The organism is Aquisalimonas lutea, assembly GCF_030409225.1.
In the GTDB taxonomy this organism is placed as follows: Bacteria; Pseudomonadota; Gammaproteobacteria; order Nitrococcales; family Aquisalimonadaceae; genus Aquisalimonas; species Aquisalimonas lutea.
The window spans coordinates 2,281,654-2,306,545 of the sequence record NZ_JAUFPK010000001.1; the positions used below are offsets into that span (position 1 = coordinate 2,281,654).

18 protein-coding genes are annotated in these 24,892 nt (G+C 71.1%); 11 read left to right on the plus strand and 7 right to left on the minus strand.

What is annotated here, in order from left to right:
* Window positions 1–29 precede the first annotated feature (29 nt).
* The 3 genes from recC to recD are packed head-to-tail and all read left to right on the plus strand — an operon-like array spanning window position 30 to window position 9,098.
* On the plus strand, window positions 30–3,506 hold the full coding sequence (recC, locus tag QWY84_RS10745) for an exodeoxyribonuclease V subunit gamma (RefSeq protein WP_290202585.1): 3,477 nt from the start codon (window positions 30–32) through the stop codon (window positions 3,504–3,506).
* Window positions 3,503–7,186 (plus strand): exodeoxyribonuclease V subunit beta, encoded by a 3,684-nt coding sequence (gene recB / locus QWY84_RS10750; RefSeq protein ID WP_290202586.1) that lies wholly within the window; start codon window positions 3,503–3,505, stop codon window positions 7,184–7,186. Before recC ends, recB begins: the two co-directional genes overlap by 4 nt.
* The gene (gene recD, locus QWY84_RS10755; RefSeq protein WP_290202587.1) at window positions 7,176–9,098 is read left to right on the plus strand and encodes an exodeoxyribonuclease V subunit alpha; all 1,923 of its coding nucleotides are present in this window, start codon (window positions 7,176–7,178) and stop codon (window positions 9,096–9,098) included. Before recB ends, recD begins: the two co-directional genes overlap by 11 nt.
* Window positions 9,099–9,108: 10 nt before the next feature.
* On the opposite strand, the gene QWY84_RS10760 is transcribed toward recD, so the two are convergent.
* On the minus strand, window positions 9,109–10,416 hold the full coding sequence (locus QWY84_RS10760) for an MFS transporter (protein ID WP_290202588.1): 1,308 nt from the start codon (window positions 10,414–10,416) through the stop codon (window positions 9,109–9,111).
* Between the two features lie 83 nt (window positions 10,417–10,499).
* On the opposite strand from QWY84_RS10760, the gene QWY84_RS10765 reads away from it, so the two are divergent.
* Together QWY84_RS10765 and QWY84_RS10770 are read left to right on the plus strand one after the other, a co-directional pair.
* Window positions 10,500–10,790 carry an Rdx family protein gene (locus tag QWY84_RS10765; RefSeq protein WP_290202589.1) on the plus strand — a complete coding sequence of 97 codons (291 nt, stop codon included), beginning with the start codon at window positions 10,500–10,502 and terminating at the stop codon, window positions 10,788–10,790.
* Between the two features lie 100 nt (window positions 10,791–10,890).
* A complete protein-coding gene (locus QWY84_RS10770; RefSeq protein ID WP_290202590.1) occupies window positions 10,891–11,286 on the plus strand; it encodes a hypothetical protein in 396 nt (131 codons plus the stop codon).
* Here QWY84_RS10770 and QWY84_RS10775 read toward each other — a convergent pair.
* A complete protein-coding gene (locus tag QWY84_RS10775; protein WP_290202591.1) occupies window positions 11,283–12,116 on the minus strand; it encodes an aldo/keto reductase in 834 nt (277 codons plus the stop codon). The genes QWY84_RS10770 and QWY84_RS10775 overlap by 4 nt on opposite strands.
* 245 nt (window positions 12,117–12,361) lie before the next feature.
* Between QWY84_RS10775 and QWY84_RS10780 the strand changes: the two genes are divergently transcribed.
* From QWY84_RS10780 to QWY84_RS10800, 5 genes are all read left to right on the plus strand, one after another.
* On the plus strand, window positions 12,362–13,405 hold the full coding sequence (locus QWY84_RS10780) for a ChuX/HutX family heme-like substrate-binding protein (protein WP_290202592.1): 1,044 nt from the start codon (window positions 12,362–12,364) through the stop codon (window positions 13,403–13,405).
* Between the two features lie 112 nt (window positions 13,406–13,517).
* Window positions 13,518–14,615: a DUF418 domain-containing protein gene (locus tag QWY84_RS10785; RefSeq protein WP_290202593.1), complete on the plus strand. Its 1,098-nt coding sequence runs from the start codon at window positions 13,518–13,520 to the stop codon at window positions 14,613–14,615.
* A gap of 46 nt (window positions 14,616–14,661) precedes the next feature.
* Window positions 14,662–15,669: a zinc-dependent alcohol dehydrogenase family protein gene (locus QWY84_RS10790; RefSeq protein ID WP_290202594.1), complete on the plus strand. Its 1,008-nt coding sequence runs from the start codon at window positions 14,662–14,664 to the stop codon at window positions 15,667–15,669.
* Window positions 15,670–16,062: 393 nt separating this feature from the next.
* Window positions 16,063–18,006 (plus strand): methyl-accepting chemotaxis protein, encoded by a 1,944-nt coding sequence (locus QWY84_RS10795; protein WP_290202712.1) that lies wholly within the window; start codon window positions 16,063–16,065, stop codon window positions 18,004–18,006.
* A 98-nt stretch (window positions 18,007–18,104) separates the two neighbouring features.
* Window positions 18,105–18,929: a bifunctional allantoicase/(S)-ureidoglycine aminohydrolase gene (locus QWY84_RS10800; protein ID WP_290202595.1), complete on the plus strand. Its 825-nt coding sequence runs from the start codon at window positions 18,105–18,107 to the stop codon at window positions 18,927–18,929.
* 24 nt (window positions 18,930–18,953) lie between these two features.
* Here QWY84_RS10800 and QWY84_RS10805 read toward each other — a convergent pair whose 3' ends face one another.
* Entirely contained in the window at window positions 18,954–19,199 is a 246-nt protein-coding gene (locus QWY84_RS10805) for an oxidoreductase-like domain-containing protein (RefSeq protein ID WP_290202596.1), read from the minus strand.
* 107 nt (window positions 19,200–19,306) lie between these two features.
* Between QWY84_RS10805 and QWY84_RS10810 the strand changes: the two genes are divergently transcribed.
* Complete coding sequence (locus tag QWY84_RS10810) at window positions 19,307–20,116, plus strand: undecaprenyl-diphosphate phosphatase (RefSeq protein ID WP_290202597.1); 810 nt, start codon at window positions 19,307–19,309, stop codon at window positions 20,114–20,116.
* A 41-nt stretch (window positions 20,117–20,157) separates the two neighbouring features.
* Here the strand turns inward: QWY84_RS10810 and QWY84_RS10815 are convergent, their stop codons facing one another.
* From QWY84_RS10815 to QWY84_RS10830, 4 genes are all read right to left on the minus strand, one after another.
* On the minus strand, window positions 20,158–21,141 hold the full coding sequence (locus QWY84_RS10815; protein WP_290202598.1) for a cysteine synthase A: 984 nt from the start codon (window positions 21,139–21,141) through the stop codon (window positions 20,158–20,160).
* Window positions 21,142–21,153: 12 nt separating this feature from the next.
* The gene (locus tag QWY84_RS10820; RefSeq protein ID WP_290202599.1) at window positions 21,154–22,104 is read right to left on the minus strand and encodes an aldo/keto reductase; all 951 of its coding nucleotides are present in this window, start codon (window positions 22,102–22,104) and stop codon (window positions 21,154–21,156) included.
* Window positions 22,073–23,419 carry an NTP/NDP exchange transporter gene (locus tag QWY84_RS10825; RefSeq protein ID WP_290202600.1) on the minus strand — a complete coding sequence of 449 codons (1,347 nt, stop codon included), beginning with the start codon at window positions 23,417–23,419 and terminating at the stop codon, window positions 22,073–22,075. The genes QWY84_RS10820 and QWY84_RS10825 overlap by 32 nt, the downstream gene beginning before the upstream one ends.
* A 469-nt stretch (window positions 23,420–23,888) precedes the next feature.
* Window positions 23,889–24,857 carry a LysR family transcriptional regulator gene (locus tag QWY84_RS10830; RefSeq protein ID WP_290202601.1) on the minus strand — a complete coding sequence of 323 codons (969 nt, stop codon included), beginning with the start codon at window positions 24,855–24,857 and terminating at the stop codon, window positions 23,889–23,891.
* Window positions 24,858–24,892 lie beyond the last annotated feature (35 nt).

Consider the following 24,892-nt stretch of genomic DNA (forward strand, 5'->3'; position numbering starts at 1 on the left):
CGCAACCCGGTTCAGGCAGGACGGCCCAAGTGAACGCGCCTTTTCGCACACCGCTGCAGCCCGGCTTCTGCGTGCTCCACGGCAACCAGCTGGAGGACCTCACCGAGGTGCTGGTGGAGTGGGTGCGGGACAACCCGCTGTCGCCGCTGGAGGACGAGATCGTCCTGGTGCAGTCCAACGGCATGGCCCAGTGGCTCAAGCTGGCCCTGGCCGCCGATGACGCCTGCGGGATCAGTGCGGCCCAGCAGTTCCAGATGCCGGCGCGGTTCCTGTGGCAGGCCTACCGGGACGTGCTGGGCGAGGACGCGGTGCCCGCCACCTCGCCGTTCGAGAAATCCCGCCTGGTCTGGCGCATCATGCGGCTGCTGCCGGATCTCCTGCAGGACGAGGCGTTCGCGCCGCTGCACCGGTTTCTCCGGGACGACGCCGATCAGCGCAAGCGCTACCAGCTCGCCGAGCGCCTGGCGGACCTGTACGACCAGTATCAGGTCTACCGCGCGGAATGGCTGGCGGCCTGGGAGGCGGGCGACGACCGCATCTTCCGCACCACGGCGGATGCCGGCGAGGCGTTGGCCGACAATCGCTGGCAGGCCTTGCTGTGGCGGGCCCTGGTCGGCGCCATGCCGGCGGCGGACCGGGAGCGCAGCCGCGCGCGCATCCACCGCCGGTTCCTGCAGACGCTGGAGGCCGGGGAGGTGCCGGCCGGCGCGCTGCCGGCCCGGGTGGTCGTCTTCGGCCTCAGCTCCCTGCCGCGGCAGATGCTGGAGGCGCTGTCCGCCCTGGCGCCGCACTGCCAGATCCTGATGATGGTGCAGAACCCCTGCCGCCACTACTGGGCGGACATCATCGAGGACCGCGAGCTGCTGCGGCGGCAGCAGTGGCGTCACGGGCACAAGCTGGCCGATGTCCCCGAGGAGGAGCAGCACCGCCACGCCAACCCGCTGCTGGCCGCCTGGGGCAAGCAGGGGCGCGACTACATCGGCATGCTGTACGATTTCGACGTGCCCGAGGCCTATCAGCAGTGGTTCCGGGAGATCGACCTGTTCACGCCGCCGGGCGAGCGCCAGCGGGCGCCGGATGCGCTGCTGCCGGCCATCCAGCACGCCATCCTGGAGCTGGAGCCGCCGCAGCCCGAGCCCGAGCCGCGCGCGCCGGACGCCTCGGTGGTCTTTCACGTCAGCCACGGCCCCCAGCGCGAGGTGGAGATCCTCCACGACCAGCTGCTCGCCGCCTTCGAGGCCAGCGCCGTCGAGGGCGCGCCGCTGCGCCCGCGGGACGTGCTGGTCATGGTGCCGGACATCGAGGCGTACACGCCCCACATCGAGGCCGTGTTCGGCAACTTCGACGACGGCGACCCGCGGGCGATCCCCTATACCATCTCGGACCGCAGCCAGCGCCACAGCGAGCCCCTGGCCGCCGCCCTGGAGCAGCTCCTGGACCTGCCCAACCTGCGGTTCACCCCCGGCGAGCTCCTGGGGCTGCTGGAGACGCCGGCGCTGCGCGAGCGCTTCGGCATCGCCGAGGCGGATCTGCCGGAGCTGCGCACCTGGATCGAGGGCGCGGGCATCCGCTGGGGCCTGCACGCCGGCCAGCGGGCCGCGCTGGAGCTGCCCGCGGGCTTCGAGCAGAACAGCTGGTACTTCGGCCTCCGGCGCATGCTGCTGGGCTACGCGGCGGGTGATGGCGGCGCCTGGTGCGACATCGAGCCCTATGACGAGGTGGGCGGCCTCCAGGGGGCGCTGGCCGGTCGCCTGATCGAGCTCATCGACACCCTGGAGCGCCACTGGCGCATCCTGCGCACGCCGGCCCCGCCCCGGGCCTGGGTGGAACGGCTGCGCACCCTCGGCGAGGACTTCTTCGCCCCGGCCACGGAGGAGGACTTCGGCCTCTATACGCGGCTCATCCAGGCCCTGGACGCCTGGCAGGAGGCCTGCGACGCCGCCGGGTTCGACGAGGCGCTGCCGCTGGCGGTGGCGCGGGAGGTCTGGCTCGGCGCCCTGGACGACTCCGGCCTGTCCCAGCGCTTCCTGGCCGGGCGGGTGAACTTCTGCACGCTCATGCCCATGCGCAGCATCCCGTTCCGCCGGGTCTGCCTGCTGGGCATGAACGACGGCGACTACCCGCGCACCCAGGCGCCCCACGACTTCGATCTCATGGCGCGCCCGGGCCAGTACCGGCCCGGCGACCGCTCGCGCCGGGACGATGACCGCTATCTCTTCCTGGAAGCCCTGCTGGCGGCGCGGGAACAGCTCTACATCAGCTGGGTGGGGCGGGACATCCGGGACAACGACTCGCGGCCGCCCTCGGTGCTGGTGGCCCAGCTGCGCGACTACCTGGACGCCGCCTGGCAGACCCCCGAGGGCGCCTCCCTGGCAGAGGCGTTGACCCGGGTGCATCCGCTGCAGCCGTTCAGCCCCGCGTACTTCCTGCCGGAGCAGGAGGCCGGGGCGGGCCTGTTCACCTACGCGCGGGAGTGGCGGCAAGCCCACCACCGCGACGCCGGCGACGGGGCGGCGGAGCTGCCGCTGCCCATGCCGCCGGCGGAAGCGGAGCGCGTCATGGCCCCCGGCGAGGTGGCCCGGTTCCTCCGCGATCCGGTGGGCCATTTCTTCCGCGACCGCCTCAAGGTCCGGCTGGACGAGCCCGAGGGCGCCGAGGCGGACAGCGAGCCGTTCGCGCTGGGCGGGCTGGAGGATCACCGCATCGGTACCGAGCTGGTGACGGCCCTGAGCGAGAGCGCCCCGGAGGACGAGCCGGCGGCCCTGGAGCGCAGCGTCGCCGCCTTGCGGCGGTCCGGGGCCCTGCCGCCCGGGGAGCTGGGCGATCGCTGGCTGGAGCCCGTGGCTCAGGCGGCGGGGCAGGCCGTGGCCGCGTGGCGGGCCGCCCGCGCCGGCTTCCCGGAGGCGCAGCCGCTGGTCGAGGCGGGCTGGTCCGGTGTCGTTCGCGGCCAGGCGGTGCGCCTGGAGGACTGGCTGGACGCCGTCCATGCCGATGGCCAGGGCGCCCGGCTGCGCCTGCGGGTCACCCCGGGTACGATCCAGGGGCGCCCGGACAAGAGCCTGGCGCTGTGGCTGGATCACCTGCTGGCCTGCGCCGGCGGGCAGAGCCTGGAAAGCCGCCTGATCGGCAGCGACCGCTGGCACCGCTTGGCACCACTGCCGCCGGAGGAGGCCCGGGAGCGGCTGGAGGTCCTGCTGGACGCCTGGATGGAGGGCCTGTGCCGGCCGCTGCCGCTGGCCCTGCGTGCCGGCATGGCCTACGTCCAGGATCGGGACCGGGGCAAGGATGCCGACCAGGCGCTGGGCCGCGCCCGGCGCGCCTACGAGAGCGCGTACCGCCGTACCGGGGAGGTGGACTACGCGGGCAATGCCGCCCTGCGGCGCGTGTATCCGGACTTCGATCACCTGCAGGCGCCGCCGCCCGGCGACGAGCCCGGCTTCGCGGACTGGGCCGAGCGCGTGTACGGCCCGCTGGTGGCGCACCTGATCGAGGAGGAGCACCCGTGAGCACCACGGCCATGGACACGCTGCGCTTCCCGCTGCACGGCACGCGCCTGATCGAGGCCAGCGCCGGCACCGGCAAGACGTACACGCTCACCGCGCTGTACGTGCGCCTGGTTCTGGGCCACGGCGACGAGGCCGCGTTCGAGCGCCCCCTGCTGCCCCCGGAGATCCTGGTGGTGACCTTCACCGAGGCGGCGACCCGGGAGCTGCGCGAGCGCATCCGCAACCGCCTGGCGGAGGCGGCGCGGTGCTTCGCCGGGCGTGCGGCCCCGGACGGCGGCGATGCCTTCCTGCAACAGCTGCTGGCGGCCTACCCGGAAGCTGAGCGGCCGGCCCAGGCGGATCGCCTGGATGCCGCCGCCCAGTGGATGGACGAGGCGGCCGTGTACACCATCCACGGTTTCGCCAACCGCATGCTGCGCCAGCACGCCTTCGATTCCGGCAGCCTGTTCGACCTGGAACTCATGCGCGACGAGGCGCTGCTGCTGGAGGAGGCCGCGCGCGACTACTGGCGGACCTTCTGCTACCACCTGGGGCCCGCCGAGGCCGAGGTGCTGCGCCGCGCCCTGGCACCGGACGGCAGCCGTGTCGCCCCGACCCCGGACGACCTGCTGTCCGCGGTCCGGCCGGTGCTCGCCGATGCCGGTCGCCTGGGCGCCCCGGGGCACGAGGCGCTCGCGCCGTTGCTGCGCGAACTCGCCGAAGCGCGCACGGCGGCGCTGGAGGCCTGCAAGCGGCCCTGGCGGGACTGGGTGCCGCAGCTGCGAGCCGCCTTCGAGGCGGCCTGGGGGGACGGGCGCCTGCCCCGGAGCAGGCCGAGCGCATCGAAAACGGTGCTGGGCTGGCTGGACCGCATCGAGGCCTGGGCGGCGGACCCGGAAGCCGTCGCTTCCGGGCTGACCGATACGGCGTTCCAGCGGCTGACGCCGGCGGCCATCCGCGCCGGCGGCACCGACGTCGACGCCCTGGCGGATCACCCGGCGCTCGCGGCACTGCCGGAGGTCCGGGCCCCCGCGCTGCCGGACGAGCGGCCGCCGGTGCTGCACCATGCCGCGTGCTGGATCGCGGCGCGGCTGGACGGCGCCAAGCGCGGCCAGGGCGTGATCGGGTTCCAGGACATGCTCACCCGCCTGGACGAGGCCCTGTCCGGCGCCAACGGCGACCGCCTGACGGCGACCATCCGCCGCCAGTACCCGGTGGCCCTGATCGACGAGTTCCAGGATACCGATCCCGTCCAGTACGCCATTTTCGAGGCGATCTACCGCGACCGGCCGGAGACCGGCTGGTTCATGATCGGCGACCCCAAGCAGGCCATCTACGCCTTCCGGGGCGCGGACATCTACACCTACCTCACGGCCAAGAGCCGGGCCGCCGGCGGCACCTACACCCTGGCCACCAACTACCGCTCCGCCGGCGGCCTGGTGCAGGCGGTCAACCGCCTGTTCGGCATGCGCGAGCAGGCCCCGGGGGATGCCTTCCTGCTGGACGCCCGCATTCCGTTCGAGCGCGTCGAGGCCCGGGGGCGGGAGCAGGCCCTGCAGGTGGACGGCGCGGTGCAGCCGGGCATGACCGTGTGGCACCTGGAACGCGGCGCGGACGGTGGGGATCCCAGCTTCGCCAAGGGCGAGTACGTCGCCGAGATGGCCGCGCGCACCGCCAGCGCCATCGTCGACCTGCTGCAGCGCGCCGACGCGGGCGCGGCGGGCTTCGCCGACGGCGACGCCTGGCGGCCGCTGCAGCCGTCCGACATGGCCATCCTGGTGCGGGACCGCACCGAGGCCGACGCCATCCGCGGCGCCCTGCGCCGCCGCGGGCTGAACAGCGTCTATCTCTCCGACAAGGAGAGCGTGTTCCGCACCGACGAGGCGGCGGACGTGCTGCGCTGGCTGAAGGCCTGTGCGGAGCCGGGCTCGGAGAGCGCCGTGCGCGCCGCCCTGGCCACCGGCACCCTGGACCTGTCATGGCAGGAGCTGGACGCCCTGGGCGCCGACGAGCAGCGCTGGGAGGCCACCGTGCAGCAGTTTCTCGGCTACCACCGGCTGTGGCGCCGCCGGGGCGTGCTGCCGATGCTGCGCCGGCTCCTGCACGACTACGGGCTGCCCCAGCGCCTGCTGGCCAGGGACGACGAGCGGCGCCTGACCAACCTGCTGCACCTGGCGGAGCTGCTGCAGACCGCCGCGACGCAGCGCGACGGCGAGACGGCCCTGGTGCGCTGGCTGCAGGAGCAGGTGGACAGCGGCGACGCCGCCGGAGACGAGAGCATCCTGCGCCTGGAGAGCGATGCCGGGCTCATCCGGGTGGTCACCATCCACAAGTCCAAGGGCCTGGAATACCCGCTGGTGTTCCTGCCGTTCATCTGCACCTTCCGGGCGGCGGACGGCACGCGCCCGCCGCTGCGCTACCACGACGATGACGGCCGCCTGCAGGTAACCCTGGAGGCCCGGGACGAGGTGGTCGCCCGCATGGACCGGGAGCGGCTGGCGGAGGACCTGCGGCTGCTGTACGTCGCGGTCACCCGTGCCCGGCATGCCTGCTGGCTGGGGGCGGCGCCCATGCGCTCCGGCGGCAGCGGCCAGCGCACGGACCTGCACCGCACCGCCCTGGGCTACCTGCTGGCCGGGGGCGAGGCCATCGCCCCCGATTCCCTGGGGGAATACCTGCGGGCGCTAGCCGCGGGCGGGGATATCCGGCTGGCCGGCGCGCCGGAGGTTCACCACCGGAGCGCGCCGCGCACCGGGCGGGAACCCGCGGCCCTGGCGGGTGCCCGGGTCTACCGCGGGCCGGTCCCGGAACGCTGGTGGATTGCGAGCTACAGCGCCCTGCGGCCCGAGGCCGGGCCGGATGCCGGGGAGGATCCGCGGGATGCCGGCGAGGAAATCACCGCCGAGGAGCTGGAAAGCCCGGCCCCGGCCACGTTCCGGCCCTCGCCGCAGGCCGGGGCGCACGGTTTCCTGCGCGGCCCGCTGGCGGGGACGTTTCTCCACGGCGTGCTGGAAGAGGCCGCCGGCACCGGGTTCGACCGGGTGCTGGCGGACGGCGGGCGCTGGCTGCGGGAGACGGTGGCCGAGCGCTGCCGCGTGCGCGGATGGGATGGCTGGGCGCCGGTGCTGACGGGCTGGCTGGCGGATGTGCTTACCGCGGACCTGCCCCTGGGCGCAGCGGAGGTCCGTCTCGCCGCGCTGACCGCCGGGGACTGCCGGGCGGAGATGGAGTTCATGCTCCAGGCCGACGGCGTGACCACGGAGGCCCTGGACCGGCTGGTGCACCGGCACGTGCTGCCGGGGCAGGCCCGGCCGGCCCTGCGCCGCGACCAGCTCAACGGCATGCTCAAGGGCTTCGTGGACCTGGTGTTCGCCTGGCGGGGCCGGTACTACGTGATCGACTACAAGTCCAACTGGCTGGGCGACCGCGACGCGGCCTATTCGCCGGAGGCCATGGCGGCGACGGTGCTGGACAAGCGCCAGGACGTGCAGTACAGCCTCTATCTGCTGGCCCTGCACCGTCTCCTGCGGGCCCGGCGGCGGGCGGACTACCGCATCGACGCGCACCTGGGCGGCGCGGCGCTGCTGTTCCTGCGCGGCATCGGCGCGGACGGCCGCGGGGTTCACTTCCAGGGCGCGGACCCGGAACTGGTGGAAGGACTGGATGCGCTGTTCGCGGGGCGGGCAAGCCATGTCGCATGATCGGCAGACCACGGTACAGGCCTGGCGCGCCGGCGGCTGGCTGCGCGCCATCGACGCCGCCCTGGCGGCGTTCCTCCGGGATCCGGGGGGCGAAACCGACGAGACCGTGCTCCTGCTGGCCGCGCTCGCCAGCCAGCAGCTGGGGCAGGGGCACATCTGCCTGGACCTGGACGACGCGCTGCGCCGCCCGGACGTGCTGGCGCCGGCGGACGCCCTGCCGGACGGCACCGATGTCCCGCGCGCCCCCGACGGGCTGGGCGCGGACACCACCGTGGCGGAGCTGGTGGATCGCCTGCAGCGCTCGCCGGTGGTGGATACCGGTCCCGGAAGCGCGCCGCTGGTGGTGGACCGGGGACGCCTGTACCTGCGCCGCTACTGGCAGTACGAGCAGACCGTGGCGGCCGAGGTCCGTCGTCTGGCCCGCGGGCGCCATCCGGTGCCGGACGACCTGGGCGGGCGGCTGGACGCGGTCTTCGGCCCGGCGACGGACGCGGGGCCCGACTGGCAGAAGATCGCCGGCGCCCTGGCCGCCCGGGGTCAGCTCACCGTGCTGACCGGGGGGCCGGGCACCGGCAAGACCACCACCGTGGTGCGCCTGCTCGGCCTGCTGCAGTCGCTGGTCGACGAGGGTGAGCGGCCGTTGCGCATCCGGCTGGCCGCGCCCACCGGCAAGGCCGCCGCGCGGCTCACCGAGTCCATCGGCCCGCGCGTGGCGGAGCTGCCGGTGTCGGCGGCCACGCGGGCCCGTGTGCCCACGGAGGTCACCACGCTGCACCGCCTGCTGGGCCGGCGCCCCGGCAGCCGCCATTTCCGCCACGACCGCCGCAATCCGGTGCACGCGGATGTGGTGGTGGTGGACGAGGCCTCCATGATCGATCTGGAGATGATGGCCGGGCTGCTGGAGGCGCTTGCGCCCCACACGCGGCTGGTCCTGCTGGGGGACAAGAACCAGCTCGCCTCGGTGGAGGCGGGCGCCGTCCTGGGGGATCTGTGCCGCGGTGCGGAGGCCGGCGACTACAGCGCGGCCACGGTGGACTGGGTGGGCACGGCCTGCGGCGAGGACATCAGCCCCTGGGCGGGCAGCGGCGCGGCGCTGGCCGACTGCACCGTCATGCTGCGCACCAGTCATCGTTTCGGCGCCGACAGCGGCATCGGCGCACTGGCCCGGGTCATCAACGACGGCGATGCCGAGGGCTTCGGCAGGGTCTGGCAGCAGGGCTACGATGATATCGCGCGGCTGCCGCTGGCGGACGTGCAGGACGGCCGGCTGGAGACCCTGTGCGCGGATGGCTACCGGGGCTACCTGGACGTGCTCGCGGGGGCGGAGCCGCCCGGCGGTCTCGAGGCGCGGGCCCGCGCCGCGCTGGAGGCGTTCGGGGAATTCCAGCTCCTGTGCGCCCTGCGCGACGGCCCCGCCGGGGTGGCCGGCCTCAACCGGCGGATCGCGCGGGCGCTGTACCGGCAGGGGCTGATCCCCCGGGACGAGGGCTGGTACCCGGGCCGCCCGGTGATCGTCACCCGCAACGACTACCAGCTCGGTCTCATGAACGGCGACGTGGGCATGACCCTGGCCACGGGCGAGGGGCAGGGCGAGCAGCAGCTGCGCGTGGCGTTCCCGGCCCCCGACGGCGGCATCCGCTTCGTGCTGCCGAGCCGGCTGGCCGATGTCGACACGGCCTACGCCATGACCGTACACAAGTCCCAGGGCTCCGAGTTCGCCCACGCAGCCCTGGTGCTGCCGGAGGCGGACGCCCCGGTGCTCACCCGGGAGCTGCTGTACACGGCGGTGACCCGGGCCAGCCAGCGGTTCACCCTGGCGGTGCCGCGGGACGAGGTGCTGGCCGCCGGCCTCGGCCGCCGGACGCGGAGGGCGTCCGGGCTGGCGGACGCGTTCGCCGGGCGCGGCTCGTGAGGCTCCACACCTAGTCCGCCCGGCGCTGCTGCTGCCGGCCCGCGGTCTCCCGGGTGAAGCACAGCAGCGCCGCCGCGGCGGCCGTCCACACCAGCATGCCGGAGAACGCCCACTGGTACGTGGCCAGCTGGTACACCGGGGTGCCGCCCTGGGTGGTGCCGTCCCAGAAGCGCTCCAGCAGCCAGCCCACCGCCGGCTGCAGGGCCATGGGGCCGATCATGACGCCCATGTTGATCAGGCCGGCCACCGTGGCCGCCAGGTGGGGCGGTACCGACTCCTTGCCCAGCGGAAACGACAGGATCATGGCCCCGGAGGCCAGGCCGATGGCGATGAGTGCCGCCAGCAGGGCCCCGTGGGGGAGCCCCGGCACCAGGATGACCAGCAGCCAGCCGGCGAGCACCGTGACCACGCCCGCGAGATAGGGCGCCTTGCGCCGGTGCAGTCGATCCGACAGGGCGCCGAAGGCGGGACCGCCCACCGCCCAGGCCAGCAGCAGGGCCGAGGTGTAGGTCGCCGCCTCGCTGGTGGACAGGCCGTAGTGGGTGCTGAGGTAGGGCACGCCCCAGAGCCCGGCGAAGGTCAGCAGCGGCCCGACCACGCCGCCGGGGATGAGTACCAGCAGCCAGCCGTTGCGATGGCTGAGCACCTCCCCGAGCCCGGCCAGGATGCCCTGGCGCTGGGCGGGTGCGGCGTCCGGGTGGGCGTGGCTGCGGTAGCCGTAGCCCTGCGGGTCGTCGCGGACCAGCCAGGCGATGAGCCCGGCGAGCACCAGGGTGACGGCGCCGATGACCGCCATCACCGGGCGCCAGCCGAAGGCATCGATGCCCAGCCGCAGGGGGACGCCGGCGGAGACGGCGCCGACCATGCCCACGCACAGCCCCAGCCCGCTGGCCAGGGCGAAGCGCCGCGCGTCCATCCAGTGCGCGGCGAGCTTGAGCATGCACACGAACGCCACGGCGACGGAGCCGCCGATCAGGGCGCGGCCGACGGCGGCCACGGCGAAGCCGGGCGCGAAGGCGAACAGGAACGCCCCCAGGGCCGCGATGAACGTCCCCCAGGCGAGCAGGGGGCGGGGCCCCAGGCGGTCCGCGAGAATCCCGGTGGGGACCTGCATGGCCACGTAGGTATAGAAGTAGAACGCCGACAGGTGGCCGAGGGCGGCGCTGCCCAGCTGGAAGTCCCGCATCAGCTCGTCGGTGATGACCGCCGGGGCCACCCGGTGGAAGAATCCCACGAGATACAGGGCGGCTCCGAGACCCCAGATGCACCAGGCCAGGCGCAGGGGCGGATGGGATCGCGGTTCGGTCGGCGCGGGCATGGTTCAGCGTTTCCCTGGCGGAAAACCCGCTATCGTATCAGGGACGGGATTGGTTCACGGCGGATGTGGAGGACAATCGAGCGATGCAGGACACGGCGCGGAAGGGCAACGTCGTCGAGCTCCACTATTGCACCCGGTGCGGCTGGCTGCTGCGGGCGAGCTGGATGGCCCAGGAGCTGCTGACCACCTTCGACGGTGAGATCAGGGAGCTGGTGCTGCGCCCGGGCACCGGCGGGGTCTTCGAGGTGCACGCCAATGGCGAGCTCCTGTGGTCCCGCAAGGAGCAGGGCGGCTTTCCCGAGATCACGCAGCTCAAGCGCCTGGTGCGCGACGTGGTGGCGCCGGAGAAGTCCCTGGGGCACGCGGACCGGTAGGTCCGGCCCCGGCACGGTGATCCGTTCTCGGGAGCGGGTGCTTTTCTGGCCGGCTGCTTGTTGATACTGTATAAAAATACAGTTATCGGCAGGTGCAGCCATGGTGCAGGAAATCGCCTTCGACCCCGTGCAGGTGCACAGCCCCGGATGGGTCGCCCTGGCGCAACGGCTGGTCGCGCAACTATCGGGTCTGCGGGTGGTGGTCCGCGAGGAGCGCGGCGGCCTGCGCATCCGCTGCGACATGAGCGGGGTGTCCCCGGCGCGCCGGGCCATGCTCTGCCGCACGCTGCAGGAGTACCGGCAAGCGGCCCGCCGGACCTGCCAGGTCTGCGGGGTGCGGGATGACGCCGTCGCCGCGCCGGCAGGCACCCGGCTGCGGTTGTGCCCGCTGCATCGCCGCGACGCCCGCCGCAACGACCCGGTCGTCGGGGGCGAGGGGATGCGCCCGGACGGGCAGGGGCCGTCCGGGAGCGCCGTTGCTGACCTGCGGCACTAGCCGGCGTTGTCCCAGGCGGGCGCCAGGCTGGCCGGGCTGATGATTCGGCCGTCCTCGCGGGCGAGGCCCGAGATCGCGTTCATCTCCGCCTCGCTGAGCTCGAAATCGAAGATCTCCAGGTTCGAGCGCACCCGCTCCTCCCGGGAGCTGCGGGGAATGGCCACCACGTCCGGCTGCTGATAGTGCCAGCGGAGAATGACCTGGCCCGGGTCCTTGCCGTGGTCCGAGGCGATCCGGGCGATGACCGGGTCCTGGAGGACACGCCCCTGGCCCAGCGGGCAGTACGCGGTGAGCGCCATGCCCTGGCGGGCCAGCTCCCGGCGCACCGGATCCTGGGACAGATAGGGGTGGTATTCCACCTGGTTGGTGACCAGGGGTGCGTCGGAGGCCGCGATCGCTTCCCGGGTCAGCGCCACGGTGAAGTTGCTCACCCCGATATGCCGTGCCATGCCGCGCTGCCGGACGTCGTTGAGCGCGCCGATGGTCTCCTCCAGCGGCACCTCCGGGTTGGGCCAGTGGAGCAGCAGCAGGTCGACGGCGTCCAGGCCGAGCCGCTGCAGGCTCTCCTCCGCCGAGCGCTGGAGATCGCCGTCGCGGAAGCGGTCCACCCAGACCTTGGTGGTAACGAAGATCTCGTCGCGTGCCAGACCGCTGTCGCGGATGCCGGCGCCGACGGCCTCCTCGTTGTTGTACATCTGCGCGGTGTCGATGTGCCGGTAGCCCGCTGCGAGAGCGTCGTGCACGCGAGCCCGGGCCGTGTCCGGCTCCAGCTGGAACGTGCCGAAGCCGATGGCGGGAATGTCCGCCCCGTTAGCGTGAACCACCTTCATTGGCTGCCTCCCGTTGCTGATGGCGTGTTGATGGGACCGATGAGGGACGTGGTGCCGACAGACCGAATTTTCTACCCCTCGTCCCGCGCGGCGGCTTGAATCCGGGGCCGCTCTTGCAATCCGTCCTGTTCTCGTCTAAAAATGAGAATGATTCGCATTAGTGTGCAGATGGCTCTTCGCTGGCTCGTTGAGTCACGGCACGCGAAAGCGGGATCGGTGTTCGGCACGACCAGCGGAGGGCCGTCATGGGCAGATCGTTACGATTGACACAGGAGACGGCGCGGGGCATGCACCGCGCCTGGCGACAGATCCTGGTGCACGGGCCGGCGGCGACGCGGGAGGCGCGTCGGCAGCCGGAGGCGACCTGCGAGCTCACGGCCCTGCTTGCCGAGCCGCCGTCCCGAGTGCGGCGGCTGGTCCCGGAGTTTCCCGCCCTGTACGCGCATCTGGCCGGAGTGGGGCCCGTGGAGACCCTGACCACCAACCCGGTGGCCATGCACCGCATCCGCGGGGCGGCCGGGGCGCTGCGGTTCCAGGCCCAGTCGCAGACCGGCGCATGCAGCGGCGCCCTCGATCTGCGCATGTTCTTCAATGCCTGGGCGCACGGCTGCGCCGTTGTCGAGCCGGTATCGGAATGCAGCCTGCGCTTCTTCGACGAGCACGGCCGCTTTCTGCACGCGGTCTATCCGACCCCGGAGACGAACATGGATGCCTGGTACGAGCTGGTGGTCCGCTACGCCGCGGACGAGCAGCGGCCGTTCCTGGATGTGGCGAGGCGACCGTTCGGCGGCGTCACGGACCCGGATTTTTCTGCCGCGGCCGAGCCGGCCGCCGTGCTCGATTGGTCGCGGCGGCGCCTGCACGCGGACGGCGGCCGCCTCGGCACCATGCTGTATCGGCCGGGCCAGCAGGTCCGGCCCCTGGCACCGGATGCCCTGGAGCGGTTGCTGCAGTCGCTTGCGGATGCCGAGCTTCCCGTCAGCGTGCTCGCCGGCAACGCCGGCGTGGCGCAGCGCTTCACCGGCCTGGTGCGGTGGCTGCGCCTCAATGACAATGCCTACCGCGTCCACGATGCCGGCTTCGCCCTGACGGTCACGCCATCGGCCATCCGCGCCGTGGAAATGGTCCATCGACCCGCGCGGACCGGGTTCGATCGGTCCCTGGACTGCCGCGATGCAGCGGGCGAGACGGTTCTCAGCGTTGCCGAGCCGGAAGGCGCCTCCCGTGCCGAGAAGGCGGCCTGGCAGCGGCTGCTGAACGCGCTGGAAGGCGAGGCCGGGGGCTCCTGACCGGTTGCCCCTGCGTGAGGTCGCCCGCTGCCGTGACGGCGGTGCCGTGAAGTCATTCTCGTGATGCTATGGTCCAAACCATTCCCTTGGCGGCGAATCGGAGCGGGCCAGCATGGCGTCCTACCCAGGCACGATGGCGAGGCTCGCGGGAATCGACCTCGCGCGGGCGCTGGCCATCATCGGCATGCTCATGGTGCATGTCGGCCCGACCCATGAAGACGACCTCGGCGGATGGCTGTACGCGCTGCCGCACGGGCGCGCCGCCATTTTGTTCATGCTCCTCGCTGGTATCGGGGTCTCGCTGCTGGCCGGCGCCCGCAGCGGCTGGCTGAACGGCGCGCCGGCCCGGCTCGCCTGGCGCAGCGCCTGGCTGCTGCCGCTCGGGCTGTGGCTGCAGACCCTGGGGATCAGCGCCCTGGTGATCCTGCCCGTCTACGCGGCGCTGTTCCTTGCCGCAATCGCCGTCGTGCGCCTTCCGGACCGGCCGTTGCTGGGGCTCGCCCTGGTACTGGCGGTCATGGGACCGTTCACCGCCCTGGCCCTGGAGATGCACACACCGGCCATCGTCGGCGGGCGGCGGCTGGTGCTGGGCGATCCCGCGGGTGAGATCCTGCTGGGCCTGGCCCTGGAAGGGCCCTACCCCCTGATTACCTGGGCGGCGCCGTTCCTGTTCGGGGTCTGGCTCGGGCGCCGCGACCTCCGCCGCACTGCGCTGCGCTGGTGGTGCGTGCTCGGGGGCGCCGGCGTCGCCGGTGCTGCGCTGGGCCTGGCGGCCGCATTGCAGGCAGGGCTCGGTGAGCCGGGCTACCTCGTGGCCTGGGATCATCTGCTCCTCGCCGCGCCGCACAGCCAGATGCCCCTGTGGTTGTGGAGTGCGACCGGGACCGCCGTGGCCGTGACCGGCCTGTGCCTGCTCGCCGCGGACCTTGCGGGGCGATGGCTGTGGCCCCCGGTAGCCATGGGGCAGCTGGCCCTGACGTTCTACGTCGGCCATCTGCTGATCCTGGCGTGGCGGCCGGAGCTGCGGGGCGCGGCGTCGCCGGAGGAGGCCGTTCCCGTGGTGCTGGTCTTCGCGCTCGGGGGCATGGCGATCGCGACGGCATGGCGTTGGCTCTTCCGGCGCGGACCGCTGGAGATCGTTCTTGCACTGCCGTGGATGCTTGGCGACTATTTCGGGCCGCGGCCGGCGGAACGTGGCCGGCCCGCGTGAACGCGGCCGACAGACGAACGACACCGGAGACGACACGGGAGTTGATATGAGACAGGTATCCCTGCAGCAGCCCGGCGGCCTGGACCGGTTGGTGATCGGCGACGCGGACGACCCCGGCGAGCCCGGCCCCGGTGCGGTGCGCGTGCGCATCCGGGCCAGCTCCCTGAACTTCCACGACTACAGCGTCGTCGCCGGCATGAAGCCGGTGGCCGACGGCCTGGTTCCCATGGCCGATGGTGCCGGCACGGTGGAGGCGGTGGGCGCCGGCGTCGAGGCGTTCAGCACCGGGGATGCCGTGGTTTCCTGCTTCTTCCCCACCTGGCACTGCGGGCCGCCTCCCGTGGGGGATTTCTGCACGACGCCGGGGGACGGCGTCGACGGCTACGCCCGCGAGGCCGTGGTGCGCCCGGCGGGCTGGTTCACCCGGGCCCCGGCCGGGTACAGCCACGCGGAGGCGGCCACGCTGACCACGGCGGGACTCACCGCCTGGCGGGCGCTGGTGGTGGAGGGCGGGCTGAAGCCCGGGGATACCGTGCTTACCCTGGGTACCGGGGGCGTGTCCATCTTCTCCGTACAGCTGGCACGGCACATGGGCGCCCGGGTCATCGCGACGTCATCGTCCGCGGACAAGCTGGAGCGTCTGCGGGCCCTGGGCGCGGAGCACACCATCAATTACCGCGACGAGCCGGAGTGGGGAAGCCGCGTCCGCGAGCTGACCGGGGGTGCGGGCGTGGACCACGTGGTCGAGGTCGGCGGCCCCGGCACGCTGCCGCAGTCCATCGAGGCGGTGCGCCTGGGCGGGCGGATCACCCTGATCGGCGTGCTCACGGGCCGCGCCGGGGAGATCCCCACGGCCAAGCTCATGGCCAAGCAGGCCCGGCTCCAGGGGCTCATCGTGGGTAGCCGCCAGCATCAGCTGGACATGGTGCGCGCGCTGGATGGCGGCACCCTGCGCCCCGTTATCGACCGGAGCTTTCCGCTGGACGGTATCGCCGATGCGTTCCGCCACGAGGCCTCCGGGCAGCACTTTGGCAAGATCTGCCTGGAGTACTGAACCGTGGGCGCCGGCGATGCGTGCGGCGGGCTTTCCTGCCTGTCGCAGCCGGAACAACTGTATTTCCGCCCGCCCGGAAGCCGGCGCCCCGGTTTCCTGGCATGATTGCCCGGGTCGCTGAAGCGGCCGCATGGAGCTTCTTCTCCTTGTCTGCCCCGGAGCCGCCGTACTACCGGCGGCTCCGGGACCTTTTTCCCGCTTTCCCGCCGCGACTACCGCCAACGGCTCCCGCGACTGCCGATGCGTTTTCCCGGGTCCTTGCGCCGGGCAGCGCGATGCCGGCGCTGATAACTGGATCACACCAGCGGGCTCAAGCTCCCGGCATCGTGTGCCGATATTGTATACAACGAAAAGTACAATGCTTGGCATTCCACTAGGAGCGAGACCGTGTTGATGCGTGTTAGCGACTGGTCCCTGACCTGGAAAGTCCTGGTGGCGACTGGTGTCGTCGTCATTACCACCGTCGCTGTTGCAATGACGCTGCAGTACCGCCTGTTCGGCAGCATTATCGAGGAGCGGGTGACGGATACGGAGCTCCCGGCCATCCTGGACGGGGTCAGCAACGAGGTGGGCCGGCAGATGGACCGGCCGCTGAACCTCGCCTACGGCATGGCCGAGAACACCTACCTGCGCGACTGGCTGGCCGCCGGCGAGCCCGAGGAGCGGCAGGCGGCCGTGACGCAGTATCTCGGCCGCCTGGAGGAGCGGCTGGGCGCGACCACGGTCAACCTGGCATCGCGGGAGACCGGGCACTACTACGAGCCCGCCGGCATTACCCGCGAGCTGGAGCCGGATGATCCCGACGACGCCTGGTTCTACGATTACATGGGCCAGGACCAGCGGGCGCGCCTGAGCATCGATACCGATCTCAACACCGGCGTGCACACGCTGTACGCCAACCAGCAGATCCGGGTGGACGGCGAGCCCGTGGGCTCCGTGGCCATCGGCTACCGGCTGGACGCCATGGCCGAGATCATCGCCGAGACGCCGGTGGGCGAGTCCGGTGAAGCGTTCCTGGTGGACGGTTCCGGCGTGGTGACGGTGCACCCGGGCGGCAAGCAGATGAGCGGTTCCTCCCTGGAGGAGCTGGGCGGCATGGACGCCGCATCCGCGGAGGAGCTGATCCGGGGGGACGGGTTCCGCTGGGTCCGCGTCACCGACGCCGCCGGCGAGGAGTCCATCGTCGCGGCGCAGCCCCTGGCCGGCCTGGACTGGCTGGCCGTGGCGCGCATTCCCACCGCCGAGCTGTACGGCGCGCTCAACCAGGCGGTGTCCTGGGTGATCGCCGTGGCGGTGGGCATCAGCGCGGCGGGCCTGCTGGTCATGGCCTTTCTGGCCCGGCGCATCGTGCTGCCGCTGCAACGCCTGGCGCGGCGCCTGGAAGCCCTCGGCGGGGGCGGCGGCGATCTGTCGCAGCGCCTGGACGACAGCCGCGGCGACGAGATCGGCGCCCTGGGCCGCGGCTTCAACGCCTTCGTCGGCGAGATCCAGCAGCTGGTGGACGAGGTGGCCCGGCGGAGCGAGACTCTGCGCGAGGCGGTGGCCACGGTCACCGGGCAGGTCCAGGACGCCTCCCGGCGGGCGGGCGAGCAGGCCGAGCGTACCGGCGAGGTGGCCACGGCGGTCAACGAGATGGGCAGCACCGTCCAGGAGATCGCGCGCAACACCAGCGAGGTCGCCGACAAGGCCAACGAGGCGTCACAGCAGGCGGAGGCGGGCCGCGAGACGGTGCAGGCCAATGCCGACTCCATCCAGCGGCTGAATACCACCATGGAGCACGCCGGCGAGGCCATGGACCAGCTCTCCGGGGAGGTCCGCCAGGTCACCGGGGTGCTGGACACCATCAACGAGATCTCCGAGCGCACCAACCTGCTGGCCCTGAACGCCGCCATCGAGGCGGCGCGGGCCGGCGAGCAGGGACGCGGCTTCTCCGTGGTGGCCGAGGAGGTCCGCACGCTGGCCGCCCGTACCCAGGAGTCCACCCAGGAGATCCGCGCCACGGTGGAGCGCCTGGAGACCAGCGCCGGCCAGGTGTCGCGGACCATGGACGAGGGGCGCACGGTCACCGAGGAGTGCGTGACCCAGAGCCAGAGCGCCGGCGAGGCCCTGCGGGTGATCGGCGACTGGGTGCGCAGCATTACCGACATGACGCACCAGGTCGCCTCGGCCACCGAAGAGCAGAGCACCGCCGCGGAGGAGATCAACCGGACGATCACCCAGATCAACGAGCTGGGCCAGGAGACCCGGAGCGTGAGCGATCAGTCGCGGCAGGAGTGCGAGCGCATGCGCCAGCTCGCCGAGGAGCTGGACGGGCTCATGCAGCGGTTCCGCACCTGATCGCCGGTGACGCGCTCCGTGGGGGGCATCGCTTCCGGGGCTTGTGTATACAATGAGCGCCCAAGCACCATGTAAGCGATACAGTCAGGAGACCTGCCATGTCCGAGCCGAGCTACCACGCCCCGCGGGGCGGGCTGCCCCCGCAGACCCAGATGCTGACGGACCGCGCCGTGTTCACGGAGTCCTACGCCGTGATCCCGCGGGGGGTGCTGCGGGACATCGTGGCCAGCTACCTGCCGTTCTGGGACAAGACCCGGCTATGGGTCCTGGCCCGGCCGATGTCGGGGTTCGCCGAGACGTTCTCCCAGTACGTCATGGAGGTGCAGCCCGGCGGCGGCAGTGACCGGCCGGAGCTGGAGGGCGGCATCGAGGCGGTGCTGTTCCTCATGGAAGGGCAGCTGGAGCTGGATCTGGAGGGCGAGACGCACACCATGGAGCCGGGCGGCTACGCGTTCCTGCCGCCGGATGCCGCCTGGCGGGTACACAACCCGGGGCCGGATATAGCCCGGTTCCACTGGATCCGCAAGGCCTACGAGTACGTCGACGGCCTGGACGAGCCCGAGGGCTTCGTGACCAATGAGCGCCGCATCACGCCGGAGCCCATGCCGGATACCGACGGCCGCTGGGCCACGACGCGGTTCGTCGACCCTGCGGACATGCGCCACGACATGCACGTGACCATCGTCACGTTCCAGCCGGGGGGCGTAATCCCCTTCGACGAGATGCACGTCATGGAGCACGGCCTGTACGTGCTGGAGGGCAAGGGCGTCTACCACCTGAACCAGGACTGGGTGGAAGTCCAGGCCGGCGATTTCATGTGGCTGCGCGCATTCTGCCCGCAGGCGTGCTATGCCGGCGGGCCGGGGCCGTTCCGCTACCTCCTGTACAAGGACGTCAACCGCCACATGAATCTCACGCCCTGAGGTGATCCCCCGGGCCGCATGCGCCTATTCGCCGTCGTCGGCCATGCGCGCCCGGAGCACGGCGAGGGGGGATCGCTCTCGGCCCGCGCCGGCGGTGCCGTCGTCCATGCAGGCCTTCTCCCAGCGCTCCAGCGCCCGCTCGTAGACATCGAACACGCAGGGCACGCAGTTGCCCTGGCAGCAGGCGAGGGGATCGGGCGGTTGCGGTTTCCTGTCGGGCGTACGCATGGTCGGCGGCGAGGTCGTGGGCGTCCGGTTGGGGACGGTCATGGTATCAGCCCGGGCCGTTGGCCGCAGGCGCGGGCACTGGCGCGGGACCGGGCCGAGCGGGTATGGTTGCGCCTTCCGGGCCGCCGCGACAGGACGGGATCGCGTACATGACGTTGCTCCACGTGGTGCTCCTGGCCGTGCTCCAGGGGATTACCGAGTTCCTGCCCATCTCCAGCTCCGGGCATCTCCTGCTCCTGCCCCAGGTAACCAGCTGGGAGGACCAGGGCCTGGGCTTCGATCTGGCCGTGCACCTGGGCACGCTCGCCGCGGTGGTCGCCTATTTCCGCCGCGACCTGGTCCGCCTCGCCCGGGACTGGCTGGCCTCGCTGGTGGCGCGGGCGCCGCGCGGGGACAGCCGGCTGGCCTGGGCGGTACTCATCGGCACCATCCCGGTGGGCCTCGCCGGCCTGGCGTTCAAGGAGCTCATCGAGACCGCGCTGCGCGAGCCCCGGGTGGCGGTCATGACCATTACCGCCACCACCATCGGCTTCGGCGTGCTGCTCGGCGCGGCCGACTGGTTCGCACCCCAGCGGCGGGGCGACGGCACCATCCGCATCCGCGATGCACTGTTCGTCGGCTGCGCCCAGGCCATCGCGCTCATCCCGGGGACGTCGCGCTCGGGCATCACCATGACCGCCGGCCGGATGCTCGGGCTGCGCCGGGATGCCGCGGCCCGGTTCTCGTTCCTGCTGGCGATCCCGGTGACCGTGCTGGCGGCCGGCCTGACCCTGCTGGACCTCGCCCGGGCCGGGGCCGCCGTCCCCTGGGGCAACTTTCTCCTCGGCGGCGTGCTGTCCGCCGGCGTCGCCTTCGTCTGCATCCACTACTTCCTGAAGTGGATCAACCAGTGGGGCATGATGCCCTTCGTCATCTACCGCCTGGTCCTGGGCGCGGTGCTGGTCGCCTGGCTCTGGTAGCCGGATGCCGGGGCCGCGACGGCGCGCCTCCGGCGGGGCGGTCAGCGAAGGTCCGGATCGAGGCCCTTGTCCCGCAGCCATTCCGGGTTGAACAGCCGCGAGTAGTAGCGGGCGCCGCCGTCGCACAGCAGGGTCGCGATGGTGTGCCCGGGGCCCAGGTCCCGGGCCAGGCGCACGGCCGCCGCGACGTTGATCCCCGATGAGCTGCCCAGGAACAGCCCCTCCTCGTGGAGCATGCGGTAGACCAGGGTGACCGCCTCCTGGTCGGGGATGGAGTAGGCATCGTCGATGGGCGTGCCCTCCAGGTTGGCCGTCACGCGCGTGCTGCCGATGCCCTCGGTGATGGAGCCTTCGCCCTCGACCTCGGGACTGCCGGTCTTGACGTAGCGGTACAGGGCGCTGCCCTTCGGGTCGGCGAGCACGCTGCGCACCGCGGGTGACTGCTCCTTGAGGTAGCGCGCGACCCCGGCCAGGGTGCCGCCGGTGCCGGTGGCGGCGACGAAGGCGTCCAGCCGGCCGTCGGTCTGCCGCCAGAGCTCCGGGCCCGTGGTCTCGTAGTGGCCCACGCGGTTGGCGGTGTTGTCGAACTGGTTGGCCCAGATGGCGTTGTCCATCTCCTCGGCCATGCGCCCGGCCACCTTCTGGTAGTTGTTGGGGTCCCGGTAGGGCTTCGCCGGCACCGTGTGCACCTCGGCGCCCAGGGTGCGCAGGAGGTCTATCTTCTCCTGCGTCTGGGTTTCCGGGATCACGATCACGCAGCGATAGCCGCGGGCGTTGCAGATGTGGGCGAGGCCGATGCCGGTGTTGCCCGCGGTGCCCTCGACCACCGTGCCGCCGGCACGCAGCGCCCCGCGCTGCTCGGCGTCGCGGATGATGTAGAGCGCCGCGCGGTCCTTCACCGAGCCGCCGGGGTTCATGAACTCGGCCTTGCCGAGGATGTCGCAGCCGGTCTCCCGGGAGACGGCCTGGAGGCGGATCAGCGGCGTATTGCCCACCGCGTCCGCGAACCCGTCACATACGTTCATGATGATCGCCTCTTACAGCTGGTCGAAATACCGTGCCATGCGCTCCCGCTGGTTGTCGTCGGGCAGGGGGCCGCGGCAGGCGCCGATGTTGTCCGCGGAGTGCTCCGGGTCGCTGGTGGCCGGTATGGCGCAGGTCACCGCCGGGTGTCCGGTGATGAACTTGAGGAAGAACTGCGCCCAGGTGGCCGCGCCGATGTCGCCGGCCCAGCCGGGCAGGGCACGGTCGCCGACCCGCCGGAACAGCGTACCGCGCTCGAACGGCTCGTTCACCAGCACCGCCACGCCGTTGTCGGCGGCCGCGGGCAGGAGCCGTGCCTCGGCGTTGCGCGCGGCGATGTTGTAGTTGAGCTGGACGAAGTCGATGGGCTCGCGCTGGACGATGCGCGTCAGCTCGTCGTGCTGCGAGGTCCGCGAGTGGGTGACGCCGATGTAGCGGACCCGCCCCTCGTCGCGCCACGCGCGCAGCGTCGCCAGGTGCGTTTGCAGGTCCACCAGGTTGTGGACCTGGATGAGATCCAGCCGGCCGCCCCCCATGCGCTCCCGGGAGCGCTCCATCTGGGCGATGCCGTCGTCGCGTCCGCGGGTCCAGACCTTGGTCGCCATGAACAGCTCGTCGGCGATGCCCAGCTCGTCCGCCAGCCGCCCGACCACGGTCTCCGCGTGGCCGTACATGGGGGACGAGTCCACCACGCGCCCGCCGCCCTGGTAGAAGGCGTCCAGCACGCCGCGCAGGGACTCCATGGCGGCGGCGTCGTTGGGGTTGGTGTTGAAGGTCCGGGCGGTGCCCAGGCCGATGACCGGGATCCGCTCGCCGGATGCCGGGATGGCGCGCCGGTTCAGGTCGTCCGCCATGGCCCGCAGTCCGGGGGTGCCGAACACCCCGGCAGCGCCCGCGGCCGCGGAGGCCTGGAGGAACGTCCGCCGGGTCATGCTACGGGGGGTGCGCGTAGGCCGCCTGCTCATGGTCCACCTCCTCACGCCGCTGCTGTGCCCGCGCATTGCGGGAAAGACCGAGTCCGTAGCCGATGGCCGCCCATACCAGGGCGAGGGGTACCGCCACCAGCGAGATCCCCGTGATCCCGAGCCCCATCGCGGCCAGGCCGGCGTAGACCCAGCCGGCAATGGCATCGCCGCCGCGGTAGACCACGGTGTCGATGGCGTTCTTGCTCTTGTACTTCTGCATCCGCGGCACCACCGTGAACAGCATTTCGCGCCCCGGGCGGGCGATCGCGTAGTTCCCGGCCCGCCGGATCACCTGGAACGCGGCCAGCACCAGTAGGCCCGGCAGCATCGCCAGCATCAGGAAGCCGGCCGCCACCAGCAGGGGCACCAGCGCCAGCGCCCGCCCCAGCCCCAGCCGCTGCACCAGCCGCGCCGTGACGAACAGCTGCAGGCCGACGGTCAGGGCGTTCGTGGTGAAGTCGATGGCGGCGAACACCGACGTGCGGTCGCCGCTGTCGGCGAAGGCCTGCTCCACGATATCGGCCTGGGTGAAGTACAGGAAGGTGGCCAGCGTGGTGTACAGCCAGATGAACGCGCAGATGCCCAGCAGGTAGCGCGACGTGGCGATGGCCTGAATCCCCTCGAGGACGGTCCCGCCCAGGGGTCCCTCTTCGCCCCGCGCCTGCCTGCCGCCGTCGGCCCGCCGGTAGGACCAGCGGTTGAGCAGCCCCATGCACGGCAGGGTCAGGGCGAGAATGCCGGCGGCCAGCGGCAGCAGCGTCTCCGGGGCGAGCTGCTGCGCCAGCACCCCGGTGAGGCCCGGGCCGAGAATGGCGCCCGCGCTGCCGCCGGCGGCGATGGCGCCGAACAGCCGCGCCGCCTGGGCGTCGTCGAAGAGATCGGCCATGAAGCTCCAGAATACCGAGACGACGAACAGGTTGAACACCGACAGCCAGACGAAGAACGTGCGCGCGCCCCAGGCCATGGCCACGTCGCTGCGCAGCCACAGCCAGAAGCCGAGGATGCAGAGGATGAAGATGCCGTAGGCCGTGGGGATGAGCCGGGTGCGGCGGAAGCGCGTCGCCAGCGCGGCGAACAGCGGCGCCGCCACCAGCATGGCCACGAACGTGGCGGTGAACAGCCACTGCATGTTCTCGACGCCGCCGCGCACGCCCATCTCGTCGCGCACCGGGCGCAGGATGTAGTAGCTGCACAGCAGGAAGAAGTAGTACAGGAACCCGCCGACGAGCCCGGGCAGCTCGCCCTGCTGCACGCGGATGGCCCGGAAGAGCAGGGAGTCGTGGTTACCCGGGGCACTGCTGCTGGGATCACCCATCGGTCGGCCTCCCGTTCGCGTGGGGCGCCCGGGGCGCGCGGCCTCCCTGTCGGCATGCCCGCGATACGCCTTGCCGTCAGGTTAAGGAAACGCTGAAAAACTCCCGCGTGCCTCTGCGCCCCACAACGCCGCTGTGGGGCGCCCTTCGGGGCCGAGCAGCGCGAGCTGCAGCCGGCGTTGCGTTGCCTGACTGTACCACCAGTACAGCGCTGCGCAACGCGCCTTGTCTGCGGCTGCGATGCTCGGCCGGAAGCGCGCGGGAATTGTTCAGCGTCTCCCTAGAACCGCAAACGGGTCTATTCTCGCCCGCAAGCGGCGGTGCAAAACACGCACGCACGCGGTAACCGCACGGTAGTCACAACGCCGGCTCAAGTCCACGTTCCCGGTACGCGGATCATGAACCACCAAAGCTTGCGGCGAGAACTCGCGCCAGAGAATCTCCAGGCCAAGATTAGCGAGTTGTAGGGGGTCAGTTTTCTTCGCCGAGGGTATTAAGCCGTGAAAGATATGCGGGGGTAAATTTCTCGTAGTCGTCGAAAGAAGATTTGATGAACTTACGTAGCCAAACATTTGCTTCATCGTGGTGGTAACGGGGATGCCAGTATTGCCGAATAGGGATCGGCGGAAGCTCGATTGGAGGATGAATCATTCTTATTACGTTATTTTTCTGGAAAACCCTGCCTAATTCGAACGGTACCGTTGCCACCATATTAGGGTTTTGCTCTAGGATATGAGGTACAGTGAGAAAATGAGGAGTCACTAAGTAGATGTCACGCTGTATGCCGTTATCCTCGTATACACGGTCGTAAGGGTCAGTTTTACCAGAAAGCGTTACGACGATGTGTTGCATTTGGCAAAACTTTTCCAAAGATATACGGTCGCCTATTTCCGTATTTTGCGCGCTCACGATTGTTACGAATGGATGTAAGAACAGTTTTTGCTGATATAGGCCTTCAGGAACTGAGTGTAGTGATCCCAGAGCAAGATCCGCCTCACCGGACTCGAGAATCCATGCAACCTGCTCTGTAGGAGGTTGAATCGTACGTACGGAGCAGTTGGGTGCTGATTGCCTCAGGTGATCGATAATCTTCGGGAGGAAGACCAGTTCCCCCATGTCAGTCATGCTCAGCCTGAATCGCCGCTTGGCCTTGGCGGCATCGAAAGCTGCCTGTGATACGACATCATCCCGAATCAGCGCCACGACCTGGAGAACCGTAGCCGACAGATGCTCCGCTTTAGGTGTCGGCTTCATGGCGTCGCCAACCTTCACGAACAGGGGGTCGTTGAAATACTCGCGCAATCTCCTCAGTGCATGACTCATGGCGCTTTGTGTCAGCCCGAGCTGAGCAGCAGCACGAGTCACGCTACGCTCACGGATCAACGCATCGAAGGCGAGGAGGAGGTTCAGGTCTAGCTTCGTGTCATGAATCATGTGCATGCTGGAAATTAACTCCATGAAGTAGACGGATGTTG

Bases quoted from the DNA above. Each gene is read 5' to 3' on its own strand.
- recD (WP_290202587.1), top strand. From the start codon at position 7,176: ATGTCGCATGATCGGCAGACCACGGTACAGGCCTGGCGCGCCGGCGGC.
- QWY84_RS10760 (WP_290202588.1), bottom strand. From the start codon at position 10,416: ATGCCCGCGCCGACCGAACCGCGATCCCATCCGCCCCTGCGCCTGGCC.
- QWY84_RS10765 (WP_290202589.1), top strand. From the start codon at position 10,500: ATGCAGGACACGGCGCGGAAGGGCAACGTCGTCGAGCTCCACTATTGC.
- QWY84_RS10770 (WP_290202590.1), top strand. From the start codon at position 10,891: ATGGTGCAGGAAATCGCCTTCGACCCCGTGCAGGTGCACAGCCCCGGA.
- QWY84_RS10775 (WP_290202591.1), bottom strand. From the start codon at position 12,116: ATGAAGGTGGTTCACGCTAACGGGGCGGACATTCCCGCCATCGGCTTC.
- QWY84_RS10780 (WP_290202592.1), top strand. From the start codon at position 12,362: ATGGGCAGATCGTTACGATTGACACAGGAGACGGCGCGGGGCATGCAC.
- QWY84_RS10785 (WP_290202593.1), top strand. From the start codon at position 13,518: ATGGCGTCCTACCCAGGCACGATGGCGAGGCTCGCGGGAATCGACCTC.
- QWY84_RS10790 (WP_290202594.1), top strand. From the start codon at position 14,662: ATGAGACAGGTATCCCTGCAGCAGCCCGGCGGCCTGGACCGGTTGGTG.
- QWY84_RS10795 (WP_290202712.1), top strand. From the start codon at position 16,063: ATGCGTGTTAGCGACTGGTCCCTGACCTGGAAAGTCCTGGTGGCGACT.
- QWY84_RS10800 (WP_290202595.1), top strand. From the start codon at position 18,105: ATGTCCGAGCCGAGCTACCACGCCCCGCGGGGCGGGCTGCCCCCGCAG.
- QWY84_RS10805 (WP_290202596.1), bottom strand. From the start codon at position 19,199: ATGACCGTCCCCAACCGGACGCCCACGACCTCGCCGCCGACCATGCGT.
- QWY84_RS10810 (WP_290202597.1), top strand. From the start codon at position 19,307: ATGACGTTGCTCCACGTGGTGCTCCTGGCCGTGCTCCAGGGGATTACC.
- QWY84_RS10815 (WP_290202598.1), bottom strand. From the start codon at position 21,141: ATGAACGTATGTGACGGGTTCGCGGACGCGGTGGGCAATACGCCGCTG.
- QWY84_RS10820 (WP_290202599.1), bottom strand. From the start codon at position 22,104: ATGAGCAGGCGGCCTACGCGCACCCCCCGTAGCATGACCCGGCGGACG.
- QWY84_RS10825 (WP_290202600.1), bottom strand. From the start codon at position 23,419: ATGGGTGATCCCAGCAGCAGTGCCCCGGGTAACCACGACTCCCTGCTC.
- QWY84_RS10830 (WP_290202601.1), bottom strand. From the start codon at position 24,857: ATGCACATGATTCATGACACGAAGCTAGACCTGAACCTCCTCCTCGCC.